The organism is Flammeovirga sp. MY04 (genome assembly GCF_001682195.2).
In the GTDB taxonomy this organism is placed as follows: Bacteria; Bacteroidota; Bacteroidia; order Cytophagales; family Flammeovirgaceae; genus Flammeovirga; species Flammeovirga yaeyamensis.
In genome coordinates, this window is sequence record NZ_CP003560.2 from 111,241 (window position 1) to 126,418 (window position 15,178).

Sequence of the window (15,178 nt, forward strand, 5' to 3'; positions counted from 1 at the left end):
ATGAACAAGAAACAGACTTTTAATTTATTATCTAGAGTTACCTTATTCTATCTGATCTTCACTTTTGTGGTCTTTTATTTCAATGCGAAATTTTTGACTAGAGAAGCGGATGAGTTTATCGACTCAGATCTAAATAGAAGATTTGGATGGTTGGAAAGCAGGGTGCAATATCACTTAGATAAAGGAACTCCTGCCGATTCTCTTGTTGGTAATAGTATCAAAAAAGTAGAGAAGGTTTCTAAGCGTTGTAAAAAAACAGAATATCCGATAGTAGAAGATGTGACTATCTATCATTCAGATATTGAGAGAAATTTAATTCACAGACGTAAAATCATCCTTATAGAGTCAAAAGGACAACTCTACAGGGTGGAAATGGACAAGGAAGTACAAAATTACTATTACTTCCGAGACGATATTTTCGATTACCTTATTCCTTCATTTGTTGTCTTAATTATCATTACTGTAGCTTTTAATGTGCTATTGCAGGGCTACTTTCTACGACCTTTCAGACGCATTTTAGAGCAGATGCAACTATTTAAAGTGGGGAAGTCAGAAGATATCCAAGAGGTGGAGACCATGACGAAAGAATTTGTTGAAATGCAGAATCTTTTCCTTAAGATGGTCAAACGTATCGATGCGGATTACAATCACCTTAAAGAATATACAGAAGATGTAGCCCACGAATTGCAAACTCCATTATCGATTATCAGAAACAAAGCAGAAGGATTGTTATTTTCTGAGAAGTTAGAAGAACAAGACGCAAAAGTGGTGAAAACAATCTATGATGAAGCCAATCATTTATCGAGATTAGGAACCACGCTAAATCTGATTACAAAGATTGATAATAGAGAATTTACGGATATCAAAGAGTTAAAGACGGCTCCAGAAATTGATAAACAAACGGAGGCAGTTGAAGAATTAGCACAATTGAAATCCTTAACTATTGAAAAGGAATTACATCAAGAGCATTCATTAAATATCGACCCTTATTTATTTGATATCGTATTGAAGAACCTTTTGAAAAATGCCATTCGCTATGGGACATCAGAAGGACCGATTAAAATAAAGACGACCGAAAATACCCTGGAAATGAGTAATTATGGAAAGCCATTATCTTTTGGTAAAGATCAGTTATTCAAACGCTTTGTTAAAGGAGCAGATAACGATCAGTCTTTAGGATTGGGATTGGCTTTAGTGGCTAAGATTTGTGCTGTCAGTAAATTGGAAATTGACTACAAATACGAGAGACACCAACACATTTTTATATTAAAAGGGTGAAATTTACAATTATTTTATTAGGTTTACGCATCAAAAAATAATTTTGATACTAAACCAACAAAAAAGGTATTTATTACCAATTCAGATTATCCAACTTTCATTGAGAACGCCACTATTCTTTAGTGGCGTTTTTCTTTTGTCAGAAAGTGTACACCTTCTACCAAAATGTGTTCGTTACCCCCTCTGTTTTTTATAGATATTTGTAATTAGGGAGATAGCTATACATTGAAGTATTGCTGAATCCCTTGAAAATCTTATATTTAAGGAAATCAAAAACTACACAATATGGATATTATTAAGACATCAACAGATTGGGCAAAAGCAGAGGTATTTTCATCTTCTTTCTTTATGCTTTCGGGAGGATTGTTTCTTTTAGCAAGTGTTGCTTTCTGGTATCTTGGAAAAACAGAAATGGCCAAGGCTTATGTCACACCAAGTATTGTTGTTGGAGTATTGTTGTTTATTATCGGGGCAGGGATATTTTACGCCAATAAAACTAGAACCACTTCTTTTGTAGAAGACTATAATAAAGACGCAGCAGCCTTTGTTCAATCAGAGATTGTACGTGTTGATAAATCGATGGGAGAATATAAAACCGCTGTATTTAGAGTCATTCCTGTAATTATAGCTGTGGCTAGTATGTTGATTATCTTTATGGATAAACCTGTTTGGCGTGCAAGTAGTATAACAGTGATAGGGATGATGTTTGTAATTATGATGATTGACAGCAATGCCAATCAAAGATTAGTGACTTATAAAGAGAAGTTGATAAAAGCGGCAGATCAAGGTTTCCAACCATGGAAGGTGAAATACAATGAAAGAGATTAATTTTAAATCAATCACAGAGTTTACCGAAGCTCAGAATTTACCAGAGCCGGAGAATCCTCTATTTACTATTGGTCAGAAAACATTAAATGATCAAGAGATTGAAGACTGCGTTTCTTCTAATAAAGAGTTTAGTTATACCAATCAGTTTTACTTGATTAGCCTGAAAAGGATTGTATCGGGCGAGATCCTTTATGGACGAACGAAGTACGATTGTAGTAAGGGCACCTTATTATTTTCAGCACCTAATCAAATGTATAAGGTCAAGGATATTGTAGTAAGTTCAGAATCTTGGTTTTTAGCCTTTCATGAAGATTTTATTCGAGGAGAGGATATTCAAAAGCTCATCAAAAAATATAATTACTTCAATTATAACGTCAATGAAGCTTTGCACCTTTCACCAAAGGAAGAAGCGACTATAAAATCGATTTTCAAAAACATAGAAACGGAATATCAGAATAACCAAGATGAGTTTAGTAAAGATATTATCCTTACTCATTTGGAGGCTTTATTGAAATATGCTGACCGTTTTTACAAGCGTCAGTTTTTAAATCGTAAGGATATTAATAAGGCCTTATTTACAAGATTTAAAGAGGTGCTGAATGAGTATTTTGAAAACGATCGATTTGAACAAGAAGGGATGCCGTCTATGGAGTGGCTTGCTGCTCAGTTGGGGGTAAGTCATCGTTACATGCGGGATACCATTAAAGCAGAAACAGGTAGAACGGCCATCGATCAAATTAATTTGTTTGTGATAGAAGAGGCCAAAAATTTATTATTGGCACCAAAGGCATCCATTTCCGGAACTGCTTATAAATTAGGGTTTGAATATCCACAGTACTTTTCTAGAATGTTTAAGAAGAAAACAGGGATCACTCCTAAGGAATATATAGAATCGGTTTCTATGAACTAGAAAAATCCTCCATAAGAATGGGGGATTTTTTTTCTGTAAATCAAAAAATATACTTAACTTCCAACACAATCTATTAATATCGAATATAGCAAACGGAACATCTTTCTTTACTAAGTAAACTACATTCGACTTTTAGAGCAATTATTGAACTTTTTTAATCTATAACCATAAACTGATTACAGATGGATAATCTCAATGTGTATCAACCCTCAGGCAAATTTTCGCCGATTTCTCTCATTTTTTTCTTTTTAGTTTCCTTTACAGTACTACCAATTTTAGGATTAATTTACGCTTATAGTATTTGGTATATTCCAATTATTTATCTCAATTTTTTATTAGCTATTTTATTTGGTGCAGCGACTGGGTATGTAATCAATTTTGTAGTTGTAGGAAAAGGAAAAATACGAAATATTTATATCGCTAAATTTTTCGGTGTTCTGGGTGCATTGGTAGCAATGTATTTTCATTGGATAATATGGGCGGACTTAGTGATTAACGCAGGAGAATATTATGGTTCGGATTCTTTAGGAGTTACTTTGAGTAACATTGATATTAATCAAGTTTATTCATTATTGATCAACCCTTTGGTATTGTTTGATCTAATATCAGAAATTAATGTCACTGGAACTTGGTCTTTAGGAACGGTGCCTGCAAATGGATTATTTTTAATTATCATCTGGTTAATTGAGGCAGGTTTAATAATTGTACCATCATTCATGCTTTCATCAAGAAAAGCAAGTATGCCATTTTGTGAAATGGGTAATGATTGGTTTAAAGAAACAAAGCTTCCTGAATATGAATACTTCGAAGATCCATATATAATTTTAGAAAAGATACTGAATAAACAAACTGATTTTATATCAGAATTAGTATTTGTAGACAATAAGAAACAACATCATTCAGTAATCAAATTATATACATCAGATTACGATGAGAATTACTTAACATTAGAGAATAAAACAGCCTACTTAGACAGAGATAATAATATAAAATTAGATACCATTATTATCGTACAACATTTAAAAGTTGAAAAAAGTATTGTAAATAAATTGATTAATCATAGACCTAAAGTTGGAGAATTAGGCGAGCTTAGAAGTTAATAAATTCTTAAAGAATAAAAGCCACATGTGTTATTGAATGCATGTGGTTTTTTGTGATTATAATAAATATTACTTTGTGATAGTTAAATTAAAGTTTAATTGTTTTATATGACCATCGAATACAAACAAACTAAAGAGCATTTAATCGAATACAACAAATATGTATTATCGAATAATAAAAAATATAAGCGAAATATCTTTTTCATAAGAGCCGTTATCGCTATCATCATCTTTGCGGTATTTAATAATTTAGTCAAAGATGTTCCACTTTTCGAACCTTATGATACTTACATTCCTTTTGTGATGGCAGGTGTCGTTTTATTCATTACCTCATTATCTGATCAAAGTAAATTGATTGTGAAGAATATGTTGAAGGCAAACCCTCAGTTGATTGGAGAGAGAAAAGTTGAGGTGTTGGAAAATGAACTCACTATAGAAGATGATAAAGGAAAAACTGTATATCCTTTCGAAAGCTTTACCCAAAAGGTAGAAACAACAAATCTGCTTCTTTTATTTCTGAGTGAAACTGTGGCTATTGTGATTCCTAAAGAGGTGTTTGGGAATGTTGATGAGAAAGAGGAATTCTTAAATAGGATCGATGATCATAAAACATACAATAAAAACTAAACTGAGTAAACAAAGAATTAATTACCCTACTGACAGATGATAATTAAATAGGACGAATAGAAGTCATTTCTCATTTATTCGATTATCTTAGTAAAAGCAAATTCTTCATCAAAACTTTAAACTATTACTTCATCACATGAAAAGGCTTCTCGGAATTATATTAGGTACGCTGACTATTGGTGTAAGCTATTTAACTTATAATTATGTCACATTTGATTCTAAACAGCTGGATCAACCTAAAATAGATGCCAAAACTTTTCATGAAGATGCGGTCACCCACCTTTCAGAAGCCATTCAAATCCAAACCATCTCTTATGATGATCATATTGATACTACAGAGTTTATCAAATTCTTGGATTATGTGAAAGTGACTTATCCGAAGACCTTTGAGAATACACATCAACAATTATTGGGTGGTTTGAGTATGTTGTTTACTTGGAAAGGAAGTGATACAAGTCTTAAACCCATTATTTTGATGTCGCATTATGATGTTGTGCCTGTCCCTGAGGGGAATCTTCCAAAATGGAAACAGCCACCTTTTGAAGGAAAAATAGTGGATGGATATATTTGGGGTAGAGGAGCCATTGATGATAAAGTTGGGGTAATAGGAATTTTAGAAGCAATTGAAGAAATGATCAAAAAGGGATATCAACCGAAAAGGACGATCTACCTTTCTTTTGGTCATGATGAAGAAGTAATGGGAACCAACGGAGCAAAGCAAATTGCACACTTCTTAAAACAAAAAGGGGTAAAAGCGGAGTTTGTATTGGATGAAGGTGGTTATTTGACGGAGGGATTAGTTCCAGGTATGGAAAAAAGTGTTGCACTTATTGGTACCACAGAGAAAGGGTTCGTTACCCTTGAGTTATCTACGGAAATTGAGGGAGGGCATGCCTCTATGCCAAAGAAAGAAACGGCAATAGATGTGATCAGTAAAGCATTGGTGAAAGTTCACGATAATCCTTTTCCATCTCATATCTCTAAGCCATTAAACGATTTTATTGAACATGTGGGGCCTGAAATGCCTTTTGCATTAAAGACTGTGTTTGCGAACTCTAACTTAATGGAACCTGTTTTGATGGCGGTATATGAAAAAGGGCCATCATCAAATGCTTTGGTGAGAACAACAGTAGCCCCAACAATTGTGGAGGCAGGGATAAAGAGTAATGTTTTACCGACCCAAGCCAGAGCGGTATTGAACATCAGAATTATTCCTGGAGAATCTGTAGAATCAGTGGTCAATACAATCACTAAAACAGTAAACGATGAAAGGATAAAAATTAAGATACTTGATCGTTCAGAACCACCTGCTGTTTCTGATCCAAATCATCCAGCCTATAAATTATTGGATAAATCGATACGAGAAGTATTCGGAGATGTAGTGGTATCTCCCTATATCATGATTGCAGCATCAGATTCTCGTTACTTTACCTCAGTTTCTGAGAACGTATTGCGATTTTGTCCATTTACATTGAATAAAGAGAATATTAAATCTTTCCATGGTATCAATGAGAAGATAGGAGTGGAAGAGTTTAAGAATAGTATTCGCTTCTACGAACAAGTCATTCGAAATGCAGATGAGATGTAAAGACATAAAGAAAGGCTGGTGGAAAAATTTCCATCAGCCTTTTGTGTGTTAACCTTATGGTTGTACTGATTACTCAGCTTTTTTGAATACGTAGTGAGATGTACCTGTACCGTATACGTTATCAGTAGTTTCAACTACTAATTGACCATCTTCATTAAAGAAAATTCTATCAGCATTGTCTTTTAGTACTTTAGAATAATTTAATAACATATCAGTATATGATAATTCAGAAACATCATTTTGTTTAACATTAAAAATGATCATACCTGTATCAGAATCACTGATTTCATCTACTTTTAAACCTTCAGCAGCAAAAGGACCCGCCAATACGGTTTTAGCATCAGCCATCAACTCTTCTTGTGGTAAAACAAGCATACCCCAGTCAGCAAAATCAGGATATAATGTATTCTGATAATCTAAAATTAAATTATAAAGATCATCACCTTCAGCAGGGATATTAACAGAAACATCGTAATGGTCTCCCTCTTTAGTAAAAGACAAAGTGAAACCTTTAGATTGAACTGCTGATGCTTTTAAAATTTTTGTATTTGCAAATGCGTTTGGACCAGCTTGATCACTTTCCTTAGCAACTAATAATTCATCAGAAGGAACGAACTCTACTAGATTCCAATCACCTTCTACTACTGCTTGGAAGATTGAATCTGAAGTAACAGCCAATTCTTTTCTTGTGATCTCTTGTTGCTCTTCTTTTGATAAAGGAGGAGTAACATCGTCTGAATCGTTGTTACAAGAGAATACTGTCAGGGCAAGAAACCCAACTGCGAATAGCGATAATAAATTAAATTTTTTCATTTGTTTGTTGAATTTAGATTGATTTAATATTTGAATAGATATGTTTTAAGACGGGGACGTCTGTCTTCATTGTTCTTTTTATTACCCATCAGACCCGGTATTATATTAGCTTGATCTACCTGATCGATGTAGAGAATTAGGTTTGTTTTACTAATTTCATCAGGATTTATTGCTTTAGCGATAACCTTATAATAACCATAGCTACTACCAGCTGCGATTTTTACATCCGTTTGAACTTCGTAATCCACCCCAACTTTACCGTAGCTTGTGGAGTCTACTTTTAAAGTCACAGTAAGTGGTTTATCTACTGGAGTACTGATCGAAATACTATCTATATATTCCACTCTTATTTCTTTAGTTGAATCATTAGAAAGTGTAAGTGTTTCTTGATCTCCACTTAAACTCACAAAGGGATCTCCAGTGTAGAACTTATCTTTTGATACCATATCATTACAAGAATAAAAGAACATGGTGATCAGTACGGGATATAAATATTTCATGTTATTCATTGATGTAAGGATTAGAGTTGGTTTCTTCTATTGGAATATCAAAAGTGTATTTAGCATCTCCAGGAGCAAGTTGAGCTCCACTATTTCTTTTTACTACTAAGTTTAATTCTTTTGATAGTCGTTTTAAATCGTAGAATCTTAAGCCTTCTTGGAAGAACTCTTTTCTTCGTTCTGAAAGAATGAAATGTTTATCAAAATTACTTTCTGTAACTTCGGCTTCTCCTCTTGCCACTCTAAGTTTGTTGAATACTTTTAGTGCTTCGGACTTATTACTTGATAAATTCGCTTCCGCATAAATCAAATATTGTTCTGCCAATCTGAAATACTTGTAGTTCAACATACGCGTTTCAGTAGCATTATTTTGATCAGCTACATACAAATACTTTAGAGGTCTTCTAGTTGTTGGATCGATATATTGACTTCCTCTTCTGATATCATTAGCGTCCATATTTCTATAGAAATCTTGATCAATCATCACATTATTGGTTTCATATTGATTATGATAATCAATCAATGTCCCTTGATCCGTATCAGATAAGTTGTGTGTCATGAAGATGACTTCTTTATTTTTTGAACCAAATTGATCTGCCCACAACATCCAATAATCCGCTGAATCTAATAATTCGATATTGGTAAAGTCTTTAGAATAATCACTGGCAGTTTGTAAATCACCTTTGTATAAAGCAATTCTTGCTTTTAAAGCTTTCACTGCGTCAAGACCAAATACATAGGGAGCATCGGCAGTTGAAGAAGTAAATCCCTTTAATTTGGCTTCTGCATCAGATAAATCTTTATCAATTTGATCGAACACTTCATCAAGAGTCGATTGAGGAAGGTATTCGCGATCTAACTTTAATTTTAATGGAATGGCTAATTTGTTTCCGTTAAAACCATCATAATGCGGAGCATAGATTTCGGTTAAATTAAAGAAGAAGAAAGCTCTTAACGCTTCTGCTTGAGCATATACTTGATCTTTTATTACTTGTTCTCTATCATTATTTGCAGGAACGACTTCATAATTATCAATAATCACATTAGTACGTGCGATCATTTGGTATTGTGTGGTCCAAAGTGATGGTTGAGGTCGTGATTGATAATCCCACAAATAGATGAAGTAATTCATAGGTGCATAACCTTGAATAACATTCGTAAAATCGTCAGTTGCATAATCTGTGGCAGAGATATTATTTGTAGGCACTGTCATATCATAATACACTTTTGTCAGTGCTTGTTGATAATATTCTACATTATCAAATGCTTTCTCCGAAGACACCACGTTGTCCGGATCGATATCAATCAATGAACATGAGGATATCGTTACTGCGAAGAAGATGAATAGGATGATTTTTTTCATGAGTTAGTAGCTTAGAATGTAACGTCAACACCTAGAGTATATGATTGTAATAATGGCTGACCAATACCTGTCACCTCTGGATCAATACCTTGATATTTGGTGAAAGTATACAAGTTGTTGGCCTGTGCTGTAATCATAAAGTTTTCTACATGCTTAAGCTGTAAGTATTTCTGTAGATTGTATCGTACTGTAATGTTCTTGATTCTAACATAACTAGCATCCTCTAAGAATAAAGAGTTCGCTGTATTATCAGTAAAGAATTTAGGGTAAGGGTAAGGTTTAATATCCCCCGATTGTAACCAAATCTCATCGTAGAAACCTGCGAATGGAACTTCTCCGTTTTTCACGTTCTGTACCATTGTACCTTTCAAGTTATTGTAGTTAACACCACCAAAACCAAAAGTCAATAACATAGAAACTTCTAGGTTTTTGTAATTGAAGATGTTGGTTAAACCACCTGTATATGGATGGTTATAAGTACCGAATCCAATCATTTGAGGTGCATTACTACCACCTACTAATTCTCTAGATCTTGTATAATAAATAGGGACACCATTTACGGGATTAACTCCAGCCCAATGTTTAACAAATGCAGAATTGATTGGTTCACCTACTTTGAAATACCCTTCGGATCCGACTCTTATTTCGTCTTGTCCGTATAAATCAGTAATCTCATTGATATTGTAAGCAACATTTAAACGAGAAGTCCAACGGAAGTGGTCTGTTCTAATCGGCACTCCGCTTAAGGTTAATTCTATACCTTTATTTTGAAGTGCACCAATATTTTGTAGCAAACTTGTATAACCGTTTGAGGCAGGAATATCTATGGTCGATAATAGGTCGTCAGTATTTTTGACATAGGCCTCTAAAGTACCATATAATCTATGATCAAGTAATCCGAAATCTACAGCAGCTGACCACTGTTTTGTCTTTTCGAATTTCAAATCTGGATTGTAGAATTCTACTAGGTTAATCATTCTGTTACCTCTATAAGTATCACTGTTCGTGAAATCATAGAATGGCATACCTAGTGTCTGACGAATACCTCCTGAGTTGTAATTCAAACCGTAAGAAACTCTCCATTTTAATTGGTCAAACAATGTATTGTTGGCCATGAAATCTTCAGCCTTCATATCCCAGGCAACACCGGCACCGTAGGCACCTACAAATTGTTTTTCTTTAGGTAATATAGAGGACCCATCAAATCTAACTGATCCAGTAAAATCATATTTTGATTTATAGCTATAGGAGAATCGACCATAGAAACCTAATAACCCATCGTTAAACTTAGAGTTATTGATAGTAGCCTGTGGATTTGCTCCAATGGTAGGATCTACTTTTGGAGAAAGACCTACACTATTATAACCAAAGCCCCAGTTATTGTTTTGGATGTATTCTGTACCAGCAGCAACCGTTACAAAATGATCCCCAAATGCTTTCATAAAGTCAGCACTTAAGTTCAAACGGTTGGTAGTCGTTTTTGACTGACCTTTGGATACTCTACCACCAATTTGTAAGTCTGTAATACCATTTGGATTGGCTAAACTCACAGTCGTATTTTCTGACTCTGAGTAAGATAAGCCATACTCCGCTCTAAGGTTTATTTCTTTCGTTAACTTGTAAGAAATCTTAGGATTGATGTTCAATCGCCAAGTCGTATTCTCACTGTAATTGTTGTACAATTCATCGAAAGGATTTTCGAAGTTCACACCTGCTATGTTCGTATTTCTTGATACATAAGCCGTATCATTTACTGTTTCATAAGGCTGTAAGGTGTAGATCAATCGAGCTGGTGAAGTTGCTGATTTTGAACGCTCACTTCTTGCGATAGAAGCATCAAAACCTACAGATAATCTATCGTTGATATTATGGTCTAAACTGAAACGAGTAGCAAAACGTTTTGCCCAAGAATTTTTGTAGGAACCGTCCTCATCATAGTAGTTAGCAGAAACGAAATATCTTGTATTGTCCACACCACCTGATATACTCATTTGTAAATCTTTAACCTGACCTACTCTAGAAAGTTCTTTGTACCAATTGGTATTGATCCCTTCTAATTCAGCATATTTCTGTGCTTTGTAATCCAAAACGGGTCCAATATCACCTGGTCTAGGAGAATACACATAACCTAGTCCATTGGTAATACCCAATTCTCTTTCTAATGCTAACTTTTCTTTAGATCCCATCAAATCTATACCTCCTAATCCACCGATCGGACGAATAGTATGTTGGTAACGTACATTGTAAGTGGTTTTCCCCACAATACCTCTTTTGGTTTTTATCTCGATTACACCATTCGCCCCACGAGTACCGTATTCTACAGTAGATAAACCATCTTTCAAGACTTTGATTTCTACGATATCATCAGGGTTGATCGTCGCAAATACAGCAGAGGTAATTGGGATACCATTCATGATATACAATGGCTCGTTGGCAGTATTGAATGTGGTCAATTCCTCATCTTTTGATCTTATACCTAACGAATTATTACCACGTATTCTTATCTGAGAAGCTTCACCAGGTTCACCCGTTGCTTGTACAGCTAAACCCGCTACTTGACCTTGAAGTAACTGATCAAACGATCCTGCTGGAGTACCTGTGGAGAACACTTTAGTGTCGATTTTACTGACAGAACCAGTAATTGAACGAGCATCTTTTTGACTCTCCCCAAATACAGTTACTGTTTCCAAGTTTTCAACGGCAGGGCTCAATTGAACATCAATTAATGATCGATCGCCTACTGTTGCTACTTGTTCCTGATAGCCAATGTAGTGGAACACAAGCGTTGTGTTCCTTGATAAGCCACCAATCTTATAGTGACCATCATAGTCAGTTACCACACCCGATGTTGTATTTTCTATGATAACGTTCACACCAATAAGGGGTTCACCCGTTTCAGCATCAGTTACCATACCTTTCACCTCAACCTGTTCTTGTGCAAACAATTGAGATGAAGACAGAAATAAGCAGATGGATAATATTGAAGTAAGTATTTTGTTATTAGTTAACATGATAGTTTAGTTATTTCGTCTTCTCTGGACTTAGAGTGAAGATGAATACCTTGTTATTTTTTAAATATTTCGAAGCAGCTTTTTGAAGATCTTTTTGTGAAACCTCGTTAATCTCTTTAACATATTTTACATATTCTGATGCTCCTTCGTTGCGTTCGTTAGCATTTTGTAACAAAGCCACCCAGTAATTATTTCTTTCTAGCGCTTTTTCACGGTGATTTACTGCTGTTTTCTTCACCTTATCCAAGTCTTCTGCTTTCACTTCTTTTTTCAAATCGTCTACAATTTGTAGAGCAACTTGTTGTAAAGTATCCGCTTGATCAGGTGCACACGTAAATACAATATTGAATTGAAACTCATTGTTAGGTTGTTCAATTACACGACCATAGGCAAAAGGAGAGTAGGTACCACCTAATTCTTCTCTTAATTTTTTCGTTAAACGGATGGTGGCTACATCACCTAACAACTCAATTTTAATTCGATTATCTTGACCTGTAGGGTATTTACCTTGGTAACGGATAATCACTTTCGTTTTTTCTGATTTGCTTTTGGCAACATCAATGACTGTTTTGGTTTTAGGTACTCTAAGACCGTTGTCACGATAGTTATGAACGATCTCTCCGCCAGGTAATCCACCAATGTATTTATCCAATAATGGTTGTGCAGTAGCTAAATCAATATTTCCTACAAAGACAAAATGCATCCCTCTTACAGAGCTAAATCTTGAGGTGTAGAAGTCATAAGCATCATCTAAGCTAAGGGCATCAATTTGATCTTGAGTCAACAATGTAGCCACTCTAGGGTGGTTATTAAACATCGTTTTGTTGATTACATCTGCAAAGTAGGAATCAGGATCATTCAAACGGTTTTTGTTGTACTCTTTCTTATTCGAAATGTATAGATCAAACTGTTCTTTATCTTTTCTTGGAGCAGTAAATTTCATGTAAGTTAACTGCATCATTGTCTCGAAGTCTTCTACAGTAGATTTACCTCCAACAGTCTCGCTATAACGATTAATGTTTGTACTTACAGTAGCTTGTTTATCGCCAATAAGCTTTTCTAATTGTTGCTTATTGTATTTGCCTAAACCACCAAGTTCTACCAATGAAGCAGCAAGCGATGCATTATTAAATTGCTCGTCTGATGCTAAAGAATAACCACCATCTCGAGTACCACTAAACTGGATTTCATCGTTTTTGAACGTCGTGGGTTTGATGACTACCACAGCACCATTTTCATACGTTAGGGTTGTAGTACCCAAGACTTCGTCTTTTGTTGTTGAAATTACTTTACCAGCAACAGGCTCTTTTTCCATTAATGGTCCCTCTACTTCTTCCGATTGGTAAGGAGTAAGTGATGCATAATCGATGCTATTGATCGCCTCTAAAATTTCTTCATCAGATGGTATTTTTTCACCTTTAGGGGCGTTGATAAATACCACTCTGTTTTCAGGACTGTTTTGAATGTATTTTTGAGCTAAAGCTTCAATATCCTCAACAGTAATTTCCTTGATGACTTTATCTAGATAATCATTTTTAAATTCGGCCGAAGTATATTCTGATCCATAGATCACGTGACTCATCAAATTGCCGATGTATTGAGAAGATTTTAAAGAACTTTGCTCCATCGCTTCAGTTTTTAAATCCTTTGCGAGAATGGCTCTTTTTCTTTCAAATTCAGCTTGAGAGAAACCAAATTTTTTGGCACGATATAATTCGTTTAATATCCCTTTCAGACCTTCAAGTATTTGACCAGATTTTACAGAAACATTAGACATGTATCTATCCTTATCACCCGATCCACCGGCTTTATAAGAAGAGGCAAACATAAAAGGAGCATCTTTCGTTTTAGCCACTTCTTGAAGACGTTGGTTGATCATGTAAGTGTAAAGAATGTTAGCGACACTTGTTTTTAGATCTTGTAATGTCTCTTCTTTTTGTTTTGGCATCTTGTTGATAATCATCGCAGATGTTGAAGTAATTTCTTCATCCACCATTTTACCAATCAAAGTATTCGGGTGGTTTTCTACTGAATAGTAAACTCTTTCTCTTTCGTTTAACGGATTTGTTTTACCACCAAAAGTATCTTTTATTCTTTGTTCAATTTCCGTCTCGTCAATATCACCTACAACCAATAAGGTAGCTAAATCCGGACGGTACCAATCTTTATAAAATCTTCTTAATGCCTCTTCGTTACCTACGTTCAATACCACTTCATCCATCAATCCAATAGGTAAACGTTCATTGTATCTTGAGTTGAAATACAATAGAGGATACATTTTATCACGAGTACGATCGCCTAAACCAGTAGTTGTTCTCCATTCTTCGTGAATGATACCTCTTTCCTCATCAATATCTTTTTTGTTTAGACTTAAACATCCCAAAATATCGCCGAAGAAGTAAAATGCTTTGTCTAATGTTTCCTTTTCTGAATTGGGAACAGGCAACATATACACTGTTTCATCATAGCCAGTATAAGCGTTAATATCACCTCCAAATTGAACACCAATAGATTGGAAATAATCAATCAAACTATTACCAGGGAAATGTTCTGAACCATTAAATGCCATATGTTCCAAAAAGTGAGCAAATCCTCTTTGGTCCTCATCTTCTAAGATTGATCCTGCTTTAATAATTAAACGAAATTGAACCTCATTAGCAGGCTTGTCATTCTTTTGAATATAGTAAGTCATACCATTAGATAATGTACCTTTTTTAACATCAGGATTTAATGGGATTTCTTGTGCATTTATGTTGGTAAACACTAACAGAAATAGTGAGAGGAAAATGATATTTAAGCTTTTCATAAGTCTGATTGATAGTGGTATTTATTTATATCTTGTAACATTAAAAGCTGATTACAAGTCTCGTATTCTTACGCAAAATTGTTAAAATTTGATACAAATGCACTTATAAAATATTGTGTAACAAATTTGAGTAAATGTTATCTTAAGTGCAGTATTGTTTACTTAGTTAGGATTTCGATAAAGTGAAGGCTGTTTTTGTTTGAAATGTATTTTTTACAATAAAAATCATTGAATGTAAATACTGTTTACAGTATTGTTAAAACTTAACCATTGATAACAAAATAATATTAAGAGAGTATAAATTTCATGCTTTATTGAAACCTTTGAGTCCGTTTAATAATTTCATTTAACTCT

General features: G+C 34.5%; 11 protein-coding genes. 6 read left to right on the top strand and 5 right to left on the bottom strand.

Annotated features, from left to right (window positions below; all coding sequences use genetic code 11):
- From MY04_RS00370 to MY04_RS00395, 6 genes are all read left to right on the top strand, one after another.
- Window positions 1-1,278, top strand: coding sequence for a sensor histidine kinase (locus MY04_RS00370; protein WP_066204685.1), 1,278 nt, complete (start codon window positions 1-3; stop codon window positions 1,276-1,278).
- Window positions 1,279-1,563: 285 nt separating this feature from the next.
- A complete protein-coding gene (locus MY04_RS00375; protein WP_066204688.1) occupies window positions 1,564-2,106 on the top strand; it encodes a hypothetical protein in 543 nt (180 codons plus the stop codon).
- A complete protein-coding gene (locus MY04_RS00380) occupies window positions 2,093-3,016 on the top strand; it encodes a helix-turn-helix domain-containing protein (RefSeq protein ID WP_066204691.1) in 924 nt (307 codons plus the stop codon). Before MY04_RS00375 ends, MY04_RS00380 begins: the two co-directional genes overlap by 14 nt.
- Before the next feature lie 182 nt (window positions 3,017-3,198).
- Window positions 3,199-4,116 (top strand): hypothetical protein, encoded by a 918-nt coding sequence (locus tag MY04_RS00385; RefSeq protein WP_066204694.1) that lies wholly within the window; start codon window positions 3,199-3,201, stop codon window positions 4,114-4,116.
- A 108-nt stretch (window positions 4,117-4,224) separates the two neighbouring features.
- Window positions 4,225-4,743, top strand: a complete 519-nt coding sequence (locus MY04_RS00390) for a YcxB family protein (protein WP_066204697.1) — start codon at window positions 4,225-4,227, stop codon at window positions 4,741-4,743.
- 136 nt (window positions 4,744-4,879) lie between these two features.
- Entirely contained in the window at window positions 4,880-6,331 is a 1,452-nt protein-coding gene (locus MY04_RS00395) for a M20 family peptidase (RefSeq protein WP_066204700.1), read from the top strand.
- Window positions 6,332-6,400: 69 nt separating this feature from the next.
- On the opposite strand, the gene MY04_RS00400 is transcribed toward MY04_RS00395, so the two are convergent.
- Genes MY04_RS00400 through MY04_RS00420 form a run of 5 tightly spaced genes read right to left on the bottom strand, consistent with a single transcriptional unit; the run spans window position 6,401 to window position 14,824 of the window.
- Window positions 6,401-7,144, bottom strand: a complete 744-nt coding sequence (locus tag MY04_RS00400) for a hypothetical protein (RefSeq protein WP_066204703.1) — start codon at window positions 7,142-7,144, stop codon at window positions 6,401-6,403.
- A gap of 23 nt (window positions 7,145-7,167) precedes the next feature.
- Window positions 7,168-7,644 carry a hypothetical protein gene (locus MY04_RS00405; RefSeq protein ID WP_158297496.1) on the bottom strand — a complete coding sequence of 159 codons (477 nt, stop codon included), beginning with the start codon at window positions 7,642-7,644 and terminating at the stop codon, window positions 7,168-7,170.
- A 1-nt stretch (window position 7,645) separates the two neighbouring features.
- Window positions 7,646-9,007: a RagB/SusD family nutrient uptake outer membrane protein gene (locus MY04_RS00410; protein WP_066204711.1), complete on the bottom strand. Its 1,362-nt coding sequence runs from the start codon at window positions 9,005-9,007 to the stop codon at window positions 7,646-7,648.
- A gap of 11 nt (window positions 9,008-9,018) precedes the next feature.
- Window positions 9,019-12,018 (bottom strand): SusC/RagA family TonB-linked outer membrane protein, encoded by a 3,000-nt coding sequence (locus MY04_RS00415; RefSeq protein WP_084005711.1) that lies wholly within the window; start codon window positions 12,016-12,018, stop codon window positions 9,019-9,021.
- A gap of 10 nt (window positions 12,019-12,028) precedes the next feature.
- Window positions 12,029-14,824, bottom strand: coding sequence for a M16 family metallopeptidase (locus MY04_RS00420; RefSeq protein ID WP_066204717.1), 2,796 nt, complete (start codon window positions 14,822-14,824; stop codon window positions 12,029-12,031).
- Window positions 14,825-15,178 lie beyond the last annotated feature (354 nt).

What these genes read in the sequence shown, in the direction of transcription:
- MY04_RS00370 (WP_066204685.1), top strand. Translation starts at nt 1, where the DNA reads ATGAACAAGAAACAGACTTTTAATTTATTATCTAGAGTTACCTTATTC.
- MY04_RS00375 (WP_066204688.1), top strand. Translation starts at nt 1,564, where the DNA reads ATGGATATTATTAAGACATCAACAGATTGGGCAAAAGCAGAGGTATTT.
- MY04_RS00380 (WP_066204691.1), top strand. Translation starts at nt 2,093, where the DNA reads ATGAAAGAGATTAATTTTAAATCAATCACAGAGTTTACCGAAGCTCAG.
- MY04_RS00385 (WP_066204694.1), top strand. Translation starts at nt 3,199, where the DNA reads ATGGATAATCTCAATGTGTATCAACCCTCAGGCAAATTTTCGCCGATT.
- MY04_RS00390 (WP_066204697.1), top strand. Translation starts at nt 4,225, where the DNA reads ATGACCATCGAATACAAACAAACTAAAGAGCATTTAATCGAATACAAC.
- MY04_RS00395 (WP_066204700.1), top strand. Translation starts at nt 4,880, where the DNA reads ATGAAAAGGCTTCTCGGAATTATATTAGGTACGCTGACTATTGGTGTA.
- MY04_RS00400 (WP_066204703.1), bottom strand. Translation starts at nt 7,144, where the DNA reads ATGAAAAAATTTAATTTATTATCGCTATTCGCAGTTGGGTTTCTTGCC.
- MY04_RS00405 (WP_158297496.1), bottom strand. Translation starts at nt 7,644, where the DNA reads ATGAAATATTTATATCCCGTACTGATCACCATGTTCTTTTATTCTTGT.
- MY04_RS00410 (WP_066204711.1), bottom strand. Translation starts at nt 9,007, where the DNA reads ATGAAAAAAATCATCCTATTCATCTTCTTCGCAGTAACGATATCCTCA.
- MY04_RS00415 (WP_084005711.1), bottom strand. Translation starts at nt 12,018, where the DNA reads ATGTTAACTAATAACAAAATACTTACTTCAATATTATCCATCTGCTTA.
- MY04_RS00420 (WP_066204717.1), bottom strand. Translation starts at nt 14,824, where the DNA reads ATGAAAAGCTTAAATATCATTTTCCTCTCACTATTTCTGTTAGTGTTT.